The sequence below is a fragment of the Aeromonas sp. INTO2 genome (assembly GCF_049860605.1).
GTDB lineage: Bacteria > Pseudomonadota > Gammaproteobacteria > Enterobacterales > Aeromonadaceae > Aeromonas > Aeromonas caviae.
In genome coordinates, this window is the sequence record NZ_CP187588.1 from 3,387,899 (window position 1) to 3,405,146 (window position 17,248).

Below are 17,248 nucleotides of genomic sequence, written 5' to 3' on the forward strand. Positions count from 1 at the left end.
ATCCGCCGATGATCGAGGTCTTCGTCGCCATCGGCTCCAACCTCGCCGACCCCCTCGGCCAGGCTCGTCGCGCCATCGCCGCGCTGGCGACCCTGCCCGAGTCCGAGCTGCGGCAGACCTCCCGCCTTTACGGCAGCCGCCCCATGGGCCCTGCGGATCAGCCGGACTACGTCAATGCCGTGGCGCGCCTTGCCACCCGCCTCAGCCCTCTGGCGCTGCTGGACGAGCTGCAGCGCATCGAGCAGGCACAGGGGCGAGTGCGCAAGGATGAGCGCTGGGGCCCCCGGACCCTGGATCTCGATCTGCTGCTGTACGGCGACGAGGTCATCCGGCATGAGCGCCTGACGGTGCCTCACTATGGCATGAAGGAGCGGGAGTTCGTCCTGCTGCCCCTTGCCGAGATAGCCCCCTCCCTGGTGCTGCCCTGCGGCACCCCGCTCACCGAACTGGTTGCCCGCTGCCCGCGCAATGGACTCGCGATCCTGGCCGGTGCAGCAGGCGAGTAGAGAAGAGTAGGAACAACGTAATGAGCAAGATCACCATTACCCACCTGCAGAAGATGAAGCAGGACGGACAGAAAATCACCGCCATCACCGCCTATGACGCCACCTTCGCCAAGCTGTTCGACGACGAGGGCGCCCAGGTGCTGCTCATCGGCGACTCCCTCGGCATGGTATTGCAGGGCGGAGACGACACCCTGGCGGTCAGCATGGACGAGATGGTCTATCACACCCGCTGCGTGGTGCGCGGCACCACCAATGCCCTGGTGGTGACCGACATGCCGTTCATGAGCTACGCCACCCCGGAGCAGACCTACCAGAACGCGGCGCGCCTGATGGCGGCCGGTGCCCGCATGGTGAAGATGGAAGGGGGGGACTGGCTGTGTGACTCCATCCGCCACCTCACCCGTAACGGGGTGCCGGTGTGCGGCCATCTCGGCCTGACCCCGCAATCCGTCCACGTGTTTGGCGGCTTCAAGGTGCAGGGGCGCGACGAGTTCCACGCCCAGGAGATCTACCGCCAGGCGCTGGAGCTGCAAGCGGCTGGCATCCAGTTGCTGGTACTCGAGTGCGTGCCCGTCTCTCTGGCAGAGCGCATCACCAAGGCGCTGCGCATTCCGGTGATCGGCATCGGTGCCGGCCCTGCCACCGACGGCCAGATCCTGGTGATGCACGATGCCTTCGGCATCACCTCCGGTTATGTGCCCAAGTTCACCAAGAACTTCCTGGCCGAGACCGGTGACATGCGTGCCGCCATTCGTCTCTACGTGCAGCAGGTGAGCGAGGGGACCTTCCCCGGCCCCGAGCACTGCTTCAACTGACTTTCTGTCGTCATGAGCGCGGGGGCCTGTGCCCCCGTCTCTCACTCCCCCCTGACGACCCCCTCTTTTATTGATTCATCTGAAGGTGAACTGACGATGTTGGTTGTGAACAATCCCGCCGCGCTGCGCGAGCAGATCGGTCAATGGCATCGCGAAGGCCGCGCCATCGCATTCGTGCCCACCATGGGCAATCTGCATCAGGGTCATCTCACCCTGGTCGAGGAGGCCCGCCGCCATGGCGACAAGGTGGTGGTCAGCATCTTTGTGAACCCCTTGCAGTTCGACAAGGCCGAGGATCTCGCCAACTACCCCCGCACCCTGGAGCAGGATTGCGCCGCCCTGGAGGCCGCCGGTGTCGACCTGGTCTTCACCCCGACGCCGGAGATCATGTATCCCCAGGGGCTCGCCAGCCAGACCTTCGTCGAGGTGCCCGGCATCTCCAGCCTGCTGGAAGGGGCGCTGCGTCCGGGGCATTTTCGCGGGGTCAGCACCGTGGTCACCAAGCTGTTCAATCTGGTACAGCCGAACGTGGCCTGCTTTGGCGAGAAGGATTACCAGCAGCTCGCGCTCATTCGCAAGATGGTGGCCGACATGGCCATGCCCATCGAGATCGTGGGCGTGCCGACCGTGCGGGCCGAAGACGGGCTGGCCCTCTCTTCGCGCAACGGCTATCTGACCGCTGCCGAACGGGCCATCGCTCCCGAGCTCGCGCGCACCATGAACTGGATTGCCGGGCAGATTGAAGCGGGGAACAGTCACCTCCCCTCCCTGGTTGCCCAGGCCAGCCAACGCCTCGACAACGCGGGATTCAGGACGGATGCCATCGACATCGTCGATGCCGACACCCTGGAATCCGCCAGCGCCGAGAGCCAGCGCCTGGTGATCCTGATGGCCGCCTATCTGGGCAAGGCCCGCCTCATCGACAACCGGGTCGTCGCCCTGCGGGGTTGAGACACGGCAAGGAGACCACGATGTCCAAGAAGGTTTACTGCATCGCCCAGTTCCAGCCAAAACCGGGCCAGGAGCAGGCTCTGTTCCGCGTCCTGCAAGGGCTCGAACCCGACACCCTGCGTGAAGATGGCTGCCTGCAGTACATCGTCACCCGCCATATCCAGAGCCCCTTTGCCGAGGGGGAGAGCTTCCCCATCGTCTTCAACGAGATCTGGCGCGACATGGCGAGCTTCGAGACCCACTGCCAGCGCGCCGGTATCAAGGCCTTCTTCGAGCGCTACTGCCTCGCGGATGATGGCCTCGCGGCCAAGTGGAACGTCTGCGTCTACAGCGACGAGCCCGCGGACTACGATGCCCCGGCGCTCTGAGACCGACATGTGCAAATAAAAAGGCGCCCGAGGGCGCCTTTTTGCTGGCAGGTGCTGCGCCTCAGTGGCGCAGACCGGTGCCGCGGGAGATGAGCCACCAGGCCATCCCGTAGAGCACCAGGATGAAGCCGATGATGATGAGATAGGCGGTGCCCAGGGGCACGTCCGAGATCCCGAGGAAGCCGTAGCGGAAGGCGTTCACCATGTAGATGATGGGGTTCACCTGGGAGACCCCCTGCCAGAACGGCGGCAGCAGGGTGATGGAGTAGAAGACGCCCCCCAGATAGGTCAGGGGAGTCAGGATGAAGGTCGGGATGATGCTGATGTCATCGAACGACTTCGCGAACACCGCGTTGATGAGCCCCCCCAGGGAGAAGAGGATGGAGGTGAGCAGCACGGTCACGCAGACGCTGAACAGGTGATGGATCTGCAGCGGCACGAAGAACAGCGACACCAGGGTGACGATGAGGCCGACACAGAGGCCGCGCGCCACGCCACCGCCCACATACCCCGCGATGATGATGTAGTTGGGCACCGGCGCCACCAGCAGCTCCTCCACGTTGCGCTGGAACTTGGCGCTGTAGAAGGAGGAGGCGACGTTGGAGTAGGAGTTGGTGATGACCGACATCATGATGAGGCCGGGCACGATGAACTCCATGTAGCTGAAGCCCCCCATGTCACCGATGCGCGAGCCGATGAGGTTGCCGAAGATGACGAAGTAGAGGCTCATGGTGATGGCGGGCGGCACCAGGGTCTGGATCCAGATCCGGGTGAAGCGGCTCACTTCCTTGGCCAGAATGCTCTTGAAGGCGATGTAATAGGTCATGGGGTTCATGCTTTGCGACCCTCCTCTACCAGATTGACGAACAGCTCTTCCAGCCGATTCGCCTTGTTGCGCATGCTGAGCACCTTCACCCCCTGGGCGGAGAGCTGCTCGAACAGGCTGTTGAGGGACTGGCTCTTCTCCAGCTCCACTTCCAGGGTGTTCTCATCCTGCATCCGGCCGTTGAACTCGGGCAGGGCCGGTACGCTGGAGCCCGGCACCAGATCCAGCAGGAAGGTCTCGCGACCCAGCTTGCCGAGCAGGCTCTTCATGCTGGTGTTCTCGATGAGACGGCCCTTGTCGATGATGCCGATGTTGCGGCACAGCATCTCGGCCTCTTCCAGGTAGTGGGTGGTCAGGATGATGGTCACCCCCTGCTCGTTGAGATCCTTGAGGAAACTCCACATGGAACGGCGGATCTCGATGTCCACCCCGGCGGTCGGCTCATCCAGGATCAGCAGCTTGGGCTCATGCATCAGGGCGCGGGCAATCATCAACCGGCGCTTCATGCCACCGGAGAGAGTGCGGGCCGCCATGTCGCGCTTGTCCCACAGATCGAGCTGACGCAGGTACTTCTCGGCGCGCACCTTGGCCTCGGCCCGCGGCACGCCATAGAAACCGGCCTGGTGAGTCACTATCTGGCTCACCTTCTCGAACTGGCTGAAGTTGAACTCCTGGGGCACCAGGCCGAGCTGGGACTTGGCCAGCTCCAGATCGGTATCGATGTCATGACCGAATACCTTCACCTTGCCGGCGCTCTTGTTGACCAGTGAGCTGATCACGCCGATGGTGGTGGATTTGCCCGCCCCGTTGGGACCGAGCAGGGCGAAGAAATCCCCCTGTTTGACGGTGAGATCGATGCCCTTGAGGGCTTCGACGCCCCCCTGATAGGTCTTCTTCAGACCGCTGATTTCCAATGCGTTCATTGCAACCCCTGTGATGGATGAGCCCATCTCGAGACAGAAAAGGCGGCTGTGACGCCGCCTGAAGACAGTCGATGGCGGGCCGGCCAGCCTGCCTTGCTACTTCGGACCCGGCTTACTCTTGCGGTACGACCTTGCCGATGAAAGGCAGGTTACGGTACTTCTGGGCGTAGTCAATGCCACAGCCCACCACGAACTCGTCCGGGATGGAGAAGCCAAGCCAGTCCACCGGCACCTGAACCTCGCGGCGGGACGGTTTGTCCAGCAGGGTACAGATGGCCAGGGATTTCGGCTCGCGCAGGGAGAGGATCTCGCGCACCTTGTTGAGGGTGTAACCGGTGTCGATGATGTCCTCCACGATCACCACGTCCTTGCCTTTGATATCGTCATCCAGATCCTTGAGGATGCGCACGTCACGGGTGCTGTGCATGCCGGAGCCATAGCTGGAGGCAGTCATAAAGTCCAGGGTGATGGGCAACTGGCACTGACGGCAGAGATCCGCCAGGAAGACGCAGGAGCCGCGCAGCAGGCCTATCATGACCACTTCCTCGGAGCCCTGGTAACGGGCGGTAATCTCTTCACCCAGCGTGGCGATCCGGGCTGCAACCTCGGCCTCGGGGATCATCACCTCGACAATGTGTTTCATCACATACTCCAATAATGACCAAAGGGTTATTGGCCGTTCATTAACGTCAAAACCGAGGATTCTACCACTCCAACCAGTGGGCGTCAGGCATACGTGATGCTTTTATCGGCTTATTTTAATTGATAGAGTTAGCAAGCCTTCGGGCATTATCGGTGACAATACTATAAACACCATAATCAATAACTATTAGATGAAAAAACTATGGAACCACGCGCAGAAATAAGACGTCGAACCCGGCTTTCACCGGAGGCTCGCCGTGATCAATTGATGGAGTGTGCCGTCGAGGTATTTTCCCGTCGCGGTATCGGCCGTGCGGGGCATGCCGAGATAGCCGAACAGGCAAAGGTCTCGGTTGCGACCGTTTTTAACTATTTCAATACTCGTGAAGATCTGGTCGACGAAGTGCTGACAGAAATCGAAGCCTTCGTACAGCAGATCCTCGAACAGGCCTACAACGGTCAGGGCTCCGCCAGGGAGAGCATTCACCGCCACGTGAAGCTGTTCGTTGACGCCGCCTATGATAAGCCCGATCACGCCAGCATCTGGCTGGAGTGGAGCTCCTCGGTGCGGGAAGAAGTGTGGCCTCGCTACACCCGGCTGCTGGACAAGGCGCTGGAGCGCATTGCCCCCCACCTGCAACGGGCCATCGACAACGGCGAGATCCAGAGCGTGCTGTCGGCGCAGGATCTGGCCCGCTCCCTGACCGGTTTTGGCTATGTGATGATGCAGATGATCAATCAGCCGCAACGCCCGAGCCGGGAAGAGGTGACGGATTTCCTGTTCAAGTACGTGACGGCCCCCATCCAGGCCAGCTGACTCGTGCAGATGTTGACAACGCGGCGCCGGGCTTTACAGCCCGGCGCCGCTTTTTTGTCCGCTCCCCGCCGTATCAGTGGTTTGCATAACCCCAGCGACTGGTCAACTCATGCTCGACACCCAGGTGGTCGAGGATGCGGGCGACCATGAAGTCCACCAGATCCTCGATGCTTTTGGGTTCATGGTAGAACCCTGGTGCCGCCGGCATGATGGTCACGCCAAGACGGGCAAGCTTGAGCATGTTCTCCAGATGGATCGCCGAGAAGGGGCTCTCCCGGGGCACCAGAATCAGCTGGCCCCGCTCCTTGATCACCACGTCCGCCGCCCGCTCCAGCAGGTTGTCCGAGGTGCCGTTGGCAATGGCCGAGACGGTGCCCATGGAGCAGGGGCAGACCACCATCTGTTTGGGGGCCGCCGAGCCGGAAGCCACCGGCGAGAACCACTCCTCCTTGCCGCAGGCGACGATCTGACCCTCTTTGGCACCATAATGGCGACAGAGGTACGCCGACAGCTCCCTGGGGGAGCCCGGCCAATCCTGCTGCTGCTCGGTCTTGAGCACAACCCTGGCCGCCGAGGAGGCAAGCAGGAAGACCCGATAGTCCGCCTGCACCAGGCATTCCAGCAGGCGCAGGGCATAGGGAGCGCCGGAGGCGCCGGTCAGCGCCAGGGTGATGGCCTTGTTCATGATGCGCTCTGCAGCTCCTTGAGGCGGGCGATCAGCTTGTCGTGAATGCCGCCGAACCCGCCGTTGCTCATGATCAGAATATGATCCCCTGGGCGGCTCTCGGCCACCAGGGCGCCAATCAGGGCATCAAGGGCCTCGAATACCCGGGCAGGCCGGGTCATGTGGGCCGTCACCTCCCCCAGATCCCAGCCGATGTTGGGGGGCTGGAAGAAGAACACCTCGTCGGCACCGTCGAAGCAACCGGCCAGCTCCTCCTTGTGAACCCCGAGCTTCATGGTGTTGGAGCGGGGCTCCAGCACTGCCAGGATGCGGGCCTTGCCCACCTTGGCGCGCAGTCCGCCCAGGGTGGTCTCGATGGCGGTGGGGTGGTGGGCGAAGTCATCGTAGACGCTGATGTCGGCCACTTCCCCTTTCAGCTCCATGCGCCGCTTGGGGGACTTGAACTGGCAGAGGGCGTTGATCCCGTGCTCCACCATGACACCGGCATGACGGGCGGCGGCGATGGCCATCAGACCGTTGTTGACGTTGTGCTCTCCGATGCACTCCCAGTGCACCTCCCCCTGCTTGACCCCATCCAGCCACACCTCGAAGGCGGAGCCGTCGTCCGCCAGCTTGACCGCCTTCCACTTGGCGTCGTCCTGACCCACCAGCTCCACCTCGCTCCAGCAGCCCATCTCGCGCACGGCGGTAAGGTTGTCATCACCTTTGGGGAAGAGCACCCGGCCGTTGCTCGGCACGGTGCGCATCAGGTGGTGGAACTGGCGCTGGATGGCGGCGAGATCCGGGAAGATGTCCGCGTGGTCGAACTCCAGGTTGTTCATCACCAGGGTGCGCGGGTGATAGTGGACAAACTTGGATCGCTTGTCGAAGAAGGCGCAGTCATATTCGTCCGCTTCAATCACAAAGAAGGGAGCCGAGCCGAGACGGGCGGAAACCGGGAAGTTGCCCGGCACGCCGCCGATGAGGAAACCGGGTTCCAGCTTGGCATACTCCAGCACCCAGGCCAGCATGCTGGCGGTGGTGGTCTTGCCATGGGTGCCCGCGACGGCCAGCACCCAGCGATCTTTCAGCACGTGCTCCAGCAGCCACTGGGGGCCGGAGATATAGGGCAGATTGCGGTCCAGCACATATTCCACACAGGGGTTGCCACGGCTCATGGCATTGCCGATCACCACCAGATCCGGCGCCGGATCGAGCTGGGAGGGGTCGTAGCCTTCGGTCAGTTCGATGCCCTGTTGCTCGAGCTGGGTGCTCATGGGGGGATAGACGTTGGCGTCAGAGCCGGTCACCCGATAGCCAAGCTGTTTTGCCAACACCGCCAGACCACCCATGAAGGTGCCGCAGATCCCGAGAATGTGAATGTGCATACCGCTGCCTTTTCCAGTAAAGGGAGTGCGCATTCTAGGGTCTGTTGACCCGGTGGCACAAGCCGCGCCCATGGGGAGCGAAGGCATCCGCGCCCGCACACGACAGAAATCGGGCAAGCGCGGGTAAAAGCCACCCTCCAGCACGCCACCCGGCCCTTGAAATATGGTCATTTGACGGGACATCGCTATAATGTCGGCCTGCAAACTTGACTCCAACACTCAAAGGAAACGTCATGAGCCTGAACCTGGTACCGGCCGGCAAGAGCCTGCCTGACGACATCTACGTCATCATCGAAATCCCGCAGAACGCCGACCCGATCAAATACGAAGTCGACAAGGACAGCGGCGCCATCTTCGTTGACCGTTTCATGTCCACCCCGATGTTCTACCCGTGCAACTACGGTTACGTGAACGCCACCCTGTCCCTGGACGGGGATCCGGTCGACGTGCTGGTTCCGACTCCCTACCCGCTGCTGGCTGGCTCCGTCATCCGCTGCCGCCCGGTCGGCGTGCTGAAGATGACCGACGAATCTGGCGAAGACGCCAAGATCGTGGCCGTACCCCACTCCAAGCTGACCAAGCAGTATGATCACATCCAGGATGTGAACGATCTGCCCGAGCTGCTGAAAGCCCAGATCCAGCACTTCTTCGAGCGCTACAAAGAGCTGGAAGCGGGCAAGTGGGTCAAAGTGGAAGGTTGGGGCGACAAGGCCGCTGCCGAAGCCGAAATCAAGACCTCTGCCGAGCGTTACGCTGCAAAATAAGCGTATTCCTCGCAAAAAAGGCGCCTTATGGCGCCTTTTTTATTGGTCGTTGCGGGGACGCTCCGGGGGGATCCCCCTGGATATAGAGGTCGCGCCCGTTTTGCCGATAGGGGCGGTAATAGTCATCACCGCAGCGATATTCCTGACCGGCACCTCCCACCAGATCGCAGTTGACCGGCAGCACCTCCAGCCACTTGATGGCCTGCTGGAAGCGCAGCCACTCCTGCCATTCATGCTCCCGGGCCAGCTGATCCCGCAGGGCGAAGGTATCCGCGCTGGACAATCCCTGATTGACGATGACCTGCCCCGCCAGCGCCGGCGTGGCCACCAATATCAGCAGAAACCGTGAAACAAGCTTCATGATGATTTCCCCCATGACTTATTTCCTGAATTAAATTTAAAGTCAGATCAGATAATTACCAATATATCTGTCACCAGACCAATCCAAATGCCGGTCACTCACCTAGTTGTTTATTATCAACCCAGGCGGAGGCGCACCATGAAACTGGCACAAGGCTTTCTGTGCAGTCTGCTCTTCGGCACCATGGCGCAGGCCAACGAGATCAACCTGAGCTGGCAGTGGCAATCTGCGGATGGTCAGCAAAAGCACCTGCAATTGACGGCGGATGAGCGCACCTTTTCAGCCAGCCGTCACGAGATGACACAGCTCGACACCGCCCTCAACTTCCCGCTGGAAACACTCTACTCCTACATCAGTCCGCGCCTCTACAACAGCATCAACCAGATCAACCAGCACAGCCCGGAGACGGCCACCAAGTTCTGCAACCTGGAACAGGCCTTTACCCTGCACGACAGCAGCCTCGAATCCGCCCAGTTCTGGCAGGCCTACCGGCAATATCAGGAGGACGCCTTCTACGAGATGCGGGTCCAACCCTGCGTGCACCCGGCCAATCAGAAGCTGCCCTGTGTGCGCCCCAACTACTCCCAGCTGTTCTATCAGTTCAAGGGAGACCTCAAACCCCTGGCACAGCAGTTTTCGGCCAAGGAGCTCGCCACCAGCGTCACCCTGCTGCAGGAGTGGCTGAGCGGCATCCCCACCCCGCCCGAGCAAATGGACCACTTCGCTCCGCCCTTGCAGGCCCTGCAGGACAACAAGGCCGACAGCGACGAGAAGGCGCTGCTCATGGCCAGTTTGCTGGCGGAGCTGGCGCCCCAGTACAGTCTCAGCATCATCTATCCGAACATCAGCATCGGCAGCGTCTCGCCGGCCTGGCTCGCCATCACGGCCGACAGCGGCCTTGAGGGAGACACCCTGGTGATCGGCAATCAGCGCCACGTGCTGCTCACCGGTTCTCCCCTGCTGGCCCAGCAGATGACCATGGCCCAGATTCCCCTGATCAGCGAACCGCTCTACTAGCCTCTTATGACCATCACTTGCTTTTGATGGATGACATGCCATCCTTGCCGCCGTCATTGGGGGGATGGCGCCCATGTTGACAAGATCACCGTCGCACCCTGCATTATTTAACACTTTTTAAACAGATCCGATCAGTTTAGGATGTTCAGGGTCCCATTCCCTCGACCCAAAAATCGTTATAACATCACAAAGGAGTGTCATCCGGATGAAACATCTCGTGCTTACTCTGGCGCTGCTGCCAACCCTGGTCATGGCCCACAACATCAAGGAATCAACCCAGGTGCCGCTGGTCAACATCAGCGACAAGGGGGAGCTGGTGCTCAAGGAGAAGGAGATCAGCTATCAGCCCTGGCAGAGCAAGGTCCTGACCGGCAAGGTCTTCCTGATCCAGCACATTGCGGGTCGCTCCAGCGCCAAGGAGCTCAATGCCCCCATGATCGAGGCGATCAAGGCGGCCAAGCTGCCCCACGACAAGTACCAGACCGTCACCATCATCAACAGCAATGACGCCATCTGGGGCACGTCCGGTTTCGTGAAGAGCAGTGCCGAGGACAGCAAGAAGGAGTTCCCCTGGTCCGCCATGGTGCTGGATGCCAAGGGGATGGCCCGCAACGCCTGGGCGCTTACCCCGGAAAGTTCGGCCATCATACTGCTGGATAAAGAGGGCAAGGTGCTGTTTGCCAAAGATGGCCAGCTCGATGCCGCCGAGATAACCAAGGTGATGGGGCTCATCCAGTCCCATCTCTGAATCAGAGAGAAGGGCGCTGATGGCGCCCTTTCCACAAGGGTCTATGGGTCGTTCCACACTGACAATCTGGGTGTTGCTGCTGGGCTGGTTGTGGATGCAACCGGTGCTGGCACAGCACCCTCTTGAAGCTGCCCTGCCCGATCACGGTCATGCCTGCACCCTCTGCGTCCTGCATCTGGATGGCAAGCTGGCACTGACGCCGACCCCCGTACTCCCTCCCCTCTCCTTTGGCATCGACCGGTATATCGGCACTCCCCAACCGAGGGCGGCCACCGGCACCACGGGACATCGCCGTATCCGCGCCCCACCGCCCCTTCATTGTTTCTTTTTTTGAACCAATCTTTTCTCTATTTATTCAAAAGGATTAACGATGAAAGCAGTCACCCTGTTGCTGGCCGCTGCCGCCTTCGGCGCCCAGGCCAATCACGACGAACACGAAAGTCACAGCCACGGTGCCCATGAGCACGGTCACGGTCACCTCAACCTGGTACTCGACGGCAACCAGCTGATGATCGAGTTGCAAGCCCCTGCCGCCGATCTGGTGGGCTTCGAGCATGCCGCCAACACCGATGAGGAGAAAGCGCAGTATGCCAAGGCGGTGGCCCGCCTCCAGCAGCCCGACGCCCTCTTCCGTTTCGACACTGCCGCCGGCTGCAAGCTGACCCAGCAGGAGCTGCAGGCCGCCAAGGAAGATCATGACCATGAGCACAAGCACGAGCACGAGCACGAGCACGAGCACGACAAGGCTGATGGCGCTCACGATGAACACCATCACGACGACGCGGGCCATGCGGACATGGGAGCCATGTACACCTACACCTGCGCTACCCCGGCCAAGCTCACCGGTCTCGAGGCCACCCTGTTCAGCCTCTACCCGAGCCTGGAGAAGCTGAGCGTGCAGGGCATACTGCCCACCGGCCAGACTGCCGCCGAACTGACTCCGTCCGCCAACAAACTGGGCTGGTAACACCATGAAACATGCCGTGGTTGAGATCCGTGATCTGGCCTTTGCCTGGCCGGGTCACGAAGCCGTCCTCGATCTGCCCGCCCTTCGCATCCACGAGGGTGAGCGCGTCTTCATCAAGGGCCCATCGGGTTGTGGCAAGTCCACCCTGCTCGGGTTGCTGGCCGGTATCCAGACCGCCAACCACGGCACCCTGGAGGTGCTGGGCCAGCCCCTGGCCCGGCTTTCCGGCCGCGCCCGTGACCAGTTCCGGGCGGCCAATCTGGGGTACATCTTCCAGCAGTTCAATCTGCTGCCGTTTCTCTCGGTGCAGGACAACGTCACCGCTGCCCTCACCTTTTCACCCGCCAAGCGGGCCCGCCTGACAGGGAGCCCCGAGCAGGAGGCGCGCCGCCTGCTGGCAGAACTGCAACTGCCGGATGAGGCACTCCATCGCCCCGTCCACGCCCTCAGCATCGGCCAGCAGCAGCGAGTCGCCGCCGCCCGCGCCCTGATAGGCTCCCCTCCTCTGGTGATCGCCGACGAGCCCACCTCGGCCCTGGACACCGACAACCGGGCCGCCTTCATCCGGCTGCTGTTCGAGGAGTGCGACAAGCAGGGGTCTACCCTGGTCTTCGTCAGTCACGATCCCTATCTGGAGCCCCTCTTTCCCCGGGTGGAGAACCTGCAACAGCTCAACCGGAGGGCGGCATGACCACACGCCATCATCTCGCAGCCCGTCCGGCCATCTCCCCTTCACTGCGGAGGCTTTCATGCTGAAACTCGCCCTGCAAAGTCTCTGGGCCCGTCGCCTCACCGCCGGGCTCACCCTGCTGGCCGTCGCCATCAGCGTCACCCTGCTGCTCGGGGTGGAGCGGGTGCGCAGTCAGGCACGGGACAGCTTCGCCAACACCGTCTCGGGTACCGATCTCATCGTCGGCGCCCGCTCCGGCCAGGTGAACCTGCTGCTCTATTCGGTGTTTCGCATCGGCAACCCCACCAACAACGTGGGCTGGGACTCCTACCAGGCCATCAAGGCCAGGCCCGGTATCGCCTGGACCATCCCCCTCTCCCTTGGTGACTCCCACAAGGGGTTTCGCGTGCTCGGCACCAATGGGGACTACTTCACCCACCTGAAGTACGGCCAGCAGCAGGCGCTCGTCCTGCGCGAAGGTCGCCCCTTCGAAACACCGTTTGAAGCAGTGCTGGGTGCCCAGGTGGCCGAAAAGCTCGGCTATCACCTGGATCAATCCATCGTCATCGCCCATGGCGCCGGCAACACCTCGTTCAGCCAGCACGACAACATGCCGTTCAAGGTGGTGGGGATCCTGGCCCCCACCGGCACCCCCATCGATCGCACCATTCATGTGCCGCTGGCGGGCATAGAGGCGATCCATCTGGGCTGGGACACCGGTCGTCACAGCAAGAACGTGACCCCGGAACAGGCGATGGCGCTGGATCTCACCCCCAAGACCATCACCGCCTTCATGGTGGGGCTAAGCAACCGGATCCTGGCGTTCCAGTTGCAGCGCAGCGTCAACACCTATCCCAGAGAGCCCCTGATGGCCATCCTGCCGGGAGCCGCTCTGCAGGAGCTCTGGGGGCTGATGAGCGTGGCGGAGACCGCCCTGTCGGTGATCGCGGGCTTCGTGGTGGTGGCGGGCCTCATCGGCATGCTGACCACCCTGCTCGCCGGCCTCAACGAACGGCGCCGCGAGCTCGCCATTCTGCGCTCCCTGGGGGCGGGCCCTGCCCACCTCTTCCTGCTGCTGGCGCTGGAGGCGATGGCGCTCACCACGGCGGGCATCGCCCTCGGGGTGGCCGCGCTCTATCTCGGTCAGGGGCTTGCTAGCCCCTGGCTGCTCAGCCACTATGGCCTGCAAATGAGCCTGGGTCTGCCGAGCGCCTATGAGTGGCAACTGCTGGGCCTGGTCTGGCTGGCGGGCATGGTGATCGGGCTGCTGCCTGCCGCCCGCGCTTACCGCTACAGCCTGAGCGACGGCATGAGCATTCGCGTCTGACCCGACGCATCCGACCAAGAGAGAAGAACAGATGATGAAGTGGAAAATAGTGGCGCTGCTGGCCAGCCTGCTGGTGCTGCCTGCCATGGCCGCAGATTACAAGACCATCGACTGGGATATCCTCATCCCGGAGGGGGAAAAACTGCTGCCACCGCCCCAGGTCAGCCATGATGGCGACTTCTCCTCGGTGCCGCAGCCGGTGGGGAGCGTCAACAAGAAGCTGGACAATCAGGAGGTGCGGATCCCCGGGTTCGTGGTGCCCCTGGAAGGGGATGCCAAGACCATCACCGCCTTCCTGCTGGTCCCCTACTTCGGCGCCTGCATTCACGTGCCGCCCCCGCCCACCAACCAGGTGATCTACGTGAGCTACCCCAAGGGGGCGCCGGTGGATGACCTCTGGGACGCCATCTGGGTCAAGGGCAAGATGCACACCGTCAGCTCCAGCCACGAGATGGCCACCGCCTCCTACTCCATGGACGCGGTCGAGGTCAGCGTCTACGAAGAGTGAGCCCCTGATGGCCTCCCCCGGGAGGCCATTTTTTATCCCGTGACGACCCCGGCAAAGGGATTGTTCATGGATCTGGTTGGAGTAACATTCACTACCAGACCTTGCCATCACGGAGCCAGCATGGCTGACCTGCCCCCCAAGAAAGAGAGTTCCATCCTGAGCAGCCAGGAGCAGACCCTGCGCCTGGCCCGCAGCCGCGGCATCGATGGCATGCTCACCCGCAACAGCGACAGCACCTTCGAGCAGCGCGCCACCTTTCGCCAGCTGGCGGAGCAGGCCACCCGCCAGCGCAATCTGGAATCCATCATGGTGATGGCCGCGCGCCACTGCGAAGAGACCGCCGCCGGCGGCGAGATAGACAGCGACTGGCTCACCCGCTTCCTGCAACTGGCCGAAGACATCAGCATGACCCCCATGCAGCAGTTGTGGGGCCGCATCTTCGCCCTGGAAGTCGCCACCCCGGGCCGCTTCTCCATCCGAGCCCTCAACACCCTCAAGGAGATGACCCAGCGCGAAGCCCAGCTGTTCCAGCGCATCTGCGCCCTCTCCTGCCACTACGAGGGCAGCGACGAGCAGCGCCTGCTGCTGGGCATGCACAAGGGGGCCAGCCTGCTCAGTCGCGCCAAGGTCACCCGGATGGGGCTCGGCAAATACCGGGTGCCCTACAGCGCCCTGCTGCTGCTGTGTGATCTCGGGCTGCTGCACCGTGGCGAGCTCGAATCCGGTCCCCTGCCCGCCGACGGGGTCGAGCTGGCCTTTGGCAACCAGCGCTGGCGTCTGCGCCAACGCCAGAGCAACCTCACCCTGCTCTATTACCGGCTCACCCCCATCGGCAACGAGCTTGCCCTGCTGCTGGACGAGCCCCCTCTGGAGGAGTACCTGCAGGATCTGAAGACCCTGCTCTCCACCCACCTGCAGATAGAGACCCAGATGCCGGCCCCGGTCAGCGAGCCGGATCTGCCCGCCTGAGGCTGGCGGAGGCCCCGGCCCCGCCTTGCCAAATTGCGAAACCCGCCCCGCCATTGCCAAAACGGCTCCCAAAAAGCGAATCCTGACAGCAGGGGCGGACGCGAGCCCGGGCCATGTTCCCCCCACTACGGGCTTTGAGCACAAAAGAGACATATAGAACGCAATTTAAGCGTTTTTGGGCACTCTGGTGTACGAATTGCAACCAGACTCTCTTTCCTCTGTCAGGCAGGAAGTACCATGAGAGTCAATCAACCCGTTACCCAGCGTGAGCGCCTCTACCCGTCGCACCAGAACCTGATCTCCACCACGGATCTGGAGAGCCGCATCACCTATGCCAACGACGAGTTCTGCCAGATAGCCGGCTTCACCCTGGAGGAGCTGCAAGGGGCCCCTCACAACCTGGTCCGCCACCCCGACATGCCGCCCCAGGCGTTTGCCGACATGTGGCGCCATCTGCGGGAAGGCAAAAGCTGGATGGGCCCGGTCAAGAACCGCTGCAAGAACGGGGATCACTATTGGGTCAACGCCTTCGTCACCTCCATTCAGGACGCAAGCGGCAAGGTGGTGGAGTACCAGTCGGTGCGCACGGCGCCGGACGACGCGATCAAGCAGCGTGCGGAGCGGGTCTATGACGAGATGCGCCGCGGCAAGACCCCCCGGGCCCTGCGCCTGCCTCCCTGCTGCCACACCCTGGGGATCCACCTCTGCCTGATGGCGCTGCTGGCCAGTCTGGTCACCCTCGGCTATCAGCACGGCCCGGGCTGGCCTCTGCTCATCGGCGCCCTGCCCCTGGTGGTTGCGCTCGTCATCTGCCAGACCCTCTCCCGGCGCCTCGCCCGGCTGGAGACCCTGACCCGCCACCGTTTCGACAACCCCTTGATGCAACTGCTGTATACCGGCCGGGTCGATCGTCTGGCTGCCGTCGAGCTCGCCATGAAGATGAACCAGGCCGAGTTCAATGCGGTGCTGGCCCGCACCCAGCAGACCTGCCAGCAGATCGTGCAGGCGGCGCAGACGGATCTGAACAATGCCGAGTCCATCACCGGCAACCTGCAGCAACAGCAGGCCCAGACCAACCAGGTCGCGACCGCCATCACCGAGATGACGGCGTCCATTCGCGAAGTCTCCCACAGCTCGAGCGCCTCCTCGGACAGCCTGGACAACACCGCCGTGCTGTTTCGGGAGGGTAATCGCAGCGTGCTCGATACCGTGGCGGCGGTGGAAGGGGTTCACGGCGAGCTGCTCACCTCCCGCGCCGTGATAGAGGCGCTGGCCAGCCAGTGCCGCGCCATCGACGGCATCCTGGACGTCATCAACAACATCGCCAACCAGACCAACCTGCTGGCCCTCAATGCGGCCATCGAAGCGGCCCGGGCAGGCGAGTCCGGTCGCGGCTTCTCGGTGGTGGCGGACGAAATCCGCACCCTGGCCATCAAGACCCAATCCTCCACCGGCGAGATCCAGCAGATGATAAGCCTCTTGCAGGCCAGCGCCGACGATGCCCAGCAGGCCATGGCGCAAGGGGAGCAACTCTCCGCCAGTTGCCGCCTCAAGGCCGCCGCCACTGGCGATATCCTGCAACAGATAAGCGAACGCCTGTTGCAGGTGACCGCAGGCAGCAACCAGATAGCCCAGGCGGTGCAGGAGCAATCCCTGGTCACCCAGGACATCCACCACAGCGTGCTGGACATCAAGCGTCTGGCCGACGACTCCAGCCAGGGCAGCCGCCACGCCGTGCAGGGCATCATTGCGCTCGTGAAGCAGCTCGGGGATCTGGAGCGGCTGGTACGCCAGTTCCAGCAGCATCCCGCCACCCGGCCAACCAGCACCGCCCTGACCAGCGGCCAACCCCTGCTGGCCCGCTAAGCCTTCACGGAGGAAACCAGACCCAAAGACCGTGCGCTAACAATAAAAACGGGCCCCTGCCGTCACCGGCAGCGGGCCCCTCTTTTGGGTGGTGCATGGGTGTCTGAGCGGGTTTCAAATTCGAGTCCTCGACTGAACCCGCGGCTCTTTC

The 17,248-nt window shown here is 62.5% G+C and carries 21 protein-coding genes; 15 read left to right on the forward strand and 6 right to left on the reverse strand.

What is annotated here, in order from left to right; all coding sequences use genetic code 11:
- Positions 1-8 precede the first annotated feature (8 nt).
- From folK to ACPW74_RS15965, 4 genes are all read left to right on the forward strand, one after another.
- Positions 9-506, forward strand: a complete 498-nt coding sequence (gene folK / locus ACPW74_RS15950) for a 2-amino-4-hydroxy-6-hydroxymethyldihydropteridine diphosphokinase (RefSeq protein ID WP_048208340.1) — start codon at positions 9-11, stop codon at positions 504-506.
- A gap of 20 nt (positions 507-526) precedes the next feature.
- A complete protein-coding gene (panB, locus tag ACPW74_RS15955; RefSeq protein ID WP_042864977.1) occupies positions 527-1,321 on the forward strand; it encodes a 3-methyl-2-oxobutanoate hydroxymethyltransferase in 795 nt (264 codons plus the stop codon).
- 96 nt (positions 1,322-1,417) lie between these two features.
- Positions 1,418-2,272, forward strand: a complete 855-nt coding sequence (gene panC, locus ACPW74_RS15960) for a pantoate--beta-alanine ligase (protein WP_039040846.1) — start codon at positions 1,418-1,420, stop codon at positions 2,270-2,272.
- Positions 2,273-2,292: 20 nt separating this feature from the next.
- Positions 2,293-2,640, forward strand: a complete 348-nt coding sequence (locus tag ACPW74_RS15965) for a putative quinol monooxygenase (protein WP_103858013.1) — start codon at positions 2,293-2,295, stop codon at positions 2,638-2,640.
- Between the two features lie 61 nt (positions 2,641-2,701).
- Here ACPW74_RS15965 and ACPW74_RS15970 read toward each other — a convergent pair whose 3' ends face one another.
- The 3 genes from ACPW74_RS15970 to hpt form a co-directional block, all read right to left on the reverse strand.
- Positions 2,702-3,475 (reverse strand): ABC transporter permease, encoded by a 774-nt coding sequence (locus tag ACPW74_RS15970; RefSeq protein ID WP_010675577.1) that lies wholly within the window; start codon positions 3,473-3,475, stop codon positions 2,702-2,704.
- Positions 3,472-4,389 carry an ABC transporter ATP-binding protein gene (locus ACPW74_RS15975; RefSeq protein WP_045521939.1) on the reverse strand — a complete coding sequence of 306 codons (918 nt, stop codon included), beginning with the start codon at positions 4,387-4,389 and terminating at the stop codon, positions 3,472-3,474. Before ACPW74_RS15975 ends, ACPW74_RS15970 begins: the two co-directional genes overlap by 4 nt.
- 112 nt (positions 4,390-4,501) lie before the next feature.
- Positions 4,502-5,032, reverse strand: a complete 531-nt coding sequence (hpt, locus tag ACPW74_RS15980) for a hypoxanthine phosphoribosyltransferase (RefSeq protein WP_010675579.1) — start codon at positions 5,030-5,032, stop codon at positions 4,502-4,504.
- Positions 5,033-5,233: 201 nt separating this feature from the next.
- On the opposite strand from hpt, the gene ACPW74_RS15985 reads away from it, so the two are divergent.
- The gene (locus tag ACPW74_RS15985) at positions 5,234-5,848 is read left to right on the forward strand and encodes a TetR/AcrR family transcriptional regulator (protein ID WP_029314803.1); all 615 of its coding nucleotides are present in this window, start codon (positions 5,234-5,236) and stop codon (positions 5,846-5,848) included.
- Positions 5,849-5,921: 73 nt separating this feature from the next.
- On the opposite strand, the gene ACPW74_RS15990 is transcribed toward ACPW74_RS15985, so the two are convergent.
- Positions 5,922-6,533 (reverse strand): flavin prenyltransferase UbiX, encoded by a 612-nt coding sequence (locus tag ACPW74_RS15990; protein ID WP_042864976.1) that lies wholly within the window; start codon positions 6,531-6,533, stop codon positions 5,922-5,924.
- A complete protein-coding gene (gene mpl, locus ACPW74_RS15995; RefSeq protein ID WP_270830561.1) occupies positions 6,530-7,900 on the reverse strand; it encodes a UDP-N-acetylmuramate:L-alanyl-gamma-D-glutamyl-meso-diaminopimelate ligase in 1,371 nt (456 codons plus the stop codon). The genes ACPW74_RS15990 and mpl overlap by 4 nt, the downstream gene beginning before the upstream one ends.
- Positions 7,901-8,133: 233 nt before the next feature.
- Between mpl and ppa the strand changes: the two genes are divergently transcribed.
- Positions 8,134-8,664, forward strand: a complete 531-nt coding sequence (gene ppa / locus ACPW74_RS16000) for an inorganic diphosphatase (protein WP_005335667.1) — start codon at positions 8,134-8,136, stop codon at positions 8,662-8,664.
- 25 nt (positions 8,665-8,689) lie between these two features.
- On the opposite strand, the gene ACPW74_RS16005 is transcribed toward ppa, so the two are convergent.
- Positions 8,690-9,040, reverse strand: coding sequence for a hypothetical protein (locus ACPW74_RS16005; protein WP_010675583.1), 351 nt, complete (start codon positions 9,038-9,040; stop codon positions 8,690-8,692).
- Between the two features lie 123 nt (positions 9,041-9,163).
- Here ACPW74_RS16005 and ACPW74_RS16010 point away from each other — a divergent pair, with 123 nt between their 5' ends.
- From ACPW74_RS16010 to ACPW74_RS16050, 9 genes are all read left to right on the forward strand, one after another.
- Positions 9,164-10,042, forward strand: a complete 879-nt coding sequence (locus ACPW74_RS16010; protein WP_425858339.1) for a hypothetical protein — start codon at positions 9,164-9,166, stop codon at positions 10,040-10,042.
- A 205-nt stretch (positions 10,043-10,247) separates the two neighbouring features.
- Complete coding sequence (locus ACPW74_RS16015; RefSeq protein ID WP_010675585.1) at positions 10,248-10,790, forward strand: YtfJ family protein; 543 nt, start codon at positions 10,248-10,250, stop codon at positions 10,788-10,790.
- Positions 10,791-10,833: 43 nt separating this feature from the next.
- Positions 10,834-11,124 (forward strand): hypothetical protein, encoded by a 291-nt coding sequence (locus ACPW74_RS16020; protein WP_080944090.1) that lies wholly within the window; start codon positions 10,834-10,836, stop codon positions 11,122-11,124.
- 36 nt (positions 11,125-11,160) lie between these two features.
- On the forward strand, positions 11,161-11,757 hold the full coding sequence (locus ACPW74_RS16025; RefSeq protein WP_425858341.1) for a DUF2796 domain-containing protein: 597 nt from the start codon (positions 11,161-11,163) through the stop codon (positions 11,755-11,757).
- 4 nt (positions 11,758-11,761) lie between these two features.
- Positions 11,762-12,448 carry an ABC transporter ATP-binding protein gene (locus ACPW74_RS16030; protein WP_039040841.1) on the forward strand — a complete coding sequence of 229 codons (687 nt, stop codon included), beginning with the start codon at positions 11,762-11,764 and terminating at the stop codon, positions 12,446-12,448.
- A gap of 58 nt (positions 12,449-12,506) precedes the next feature.
- Positions 12,507-13,754 (forward strand): ABC transporter permease, encoded by a 1,248-nt coding sequence (locus ACPW74_RS16035; RefSeq protein WP_039040840.1) that lies wholly within the window; start codon positions 12,507-12,509, stop codon positions 13,752-13,754.
- A 31-nt stretch (positions 13,755-13,785) separates the two neighbouring features.
- Positions 13,786-14,262, forward strand: a complete 477-nt coding sequence (locus ACPW74_RS16040) for a DUF3299 domain-containing protein (RefSeq protein ID WP_425858344.1) — start codon at positions 13,786-13,788, stop codon at positions 14,260-14,262.
- 120 nt (positions 14,263-14,382) lie between these two features.
- Positions 14,383-15,231, forward strand: coding sequence for a TIGR03899 family protein (locus ACPW74_RS16045; RefSeq protein ID WP_042016317.1), 849 nt, complete (start codon positions 14,383-14,385; stop codon positions 15,229-15,231).
- Positions 15,232-15,468: 237 nt separating this feature from the next.
- Complete coding sequence (locus ACPW74_RS16050; RefSeq protein WP_425858346.1) at positions 15,469-17,097, forward strand: methyl-accepting chemotaxis protein; 1,629 nt, start codon at positions 15,469-15,471, stop codon at positions 17,095-17,097.
- Positions 17,098-17,248 lie beyond the last annotated feature (151 nt).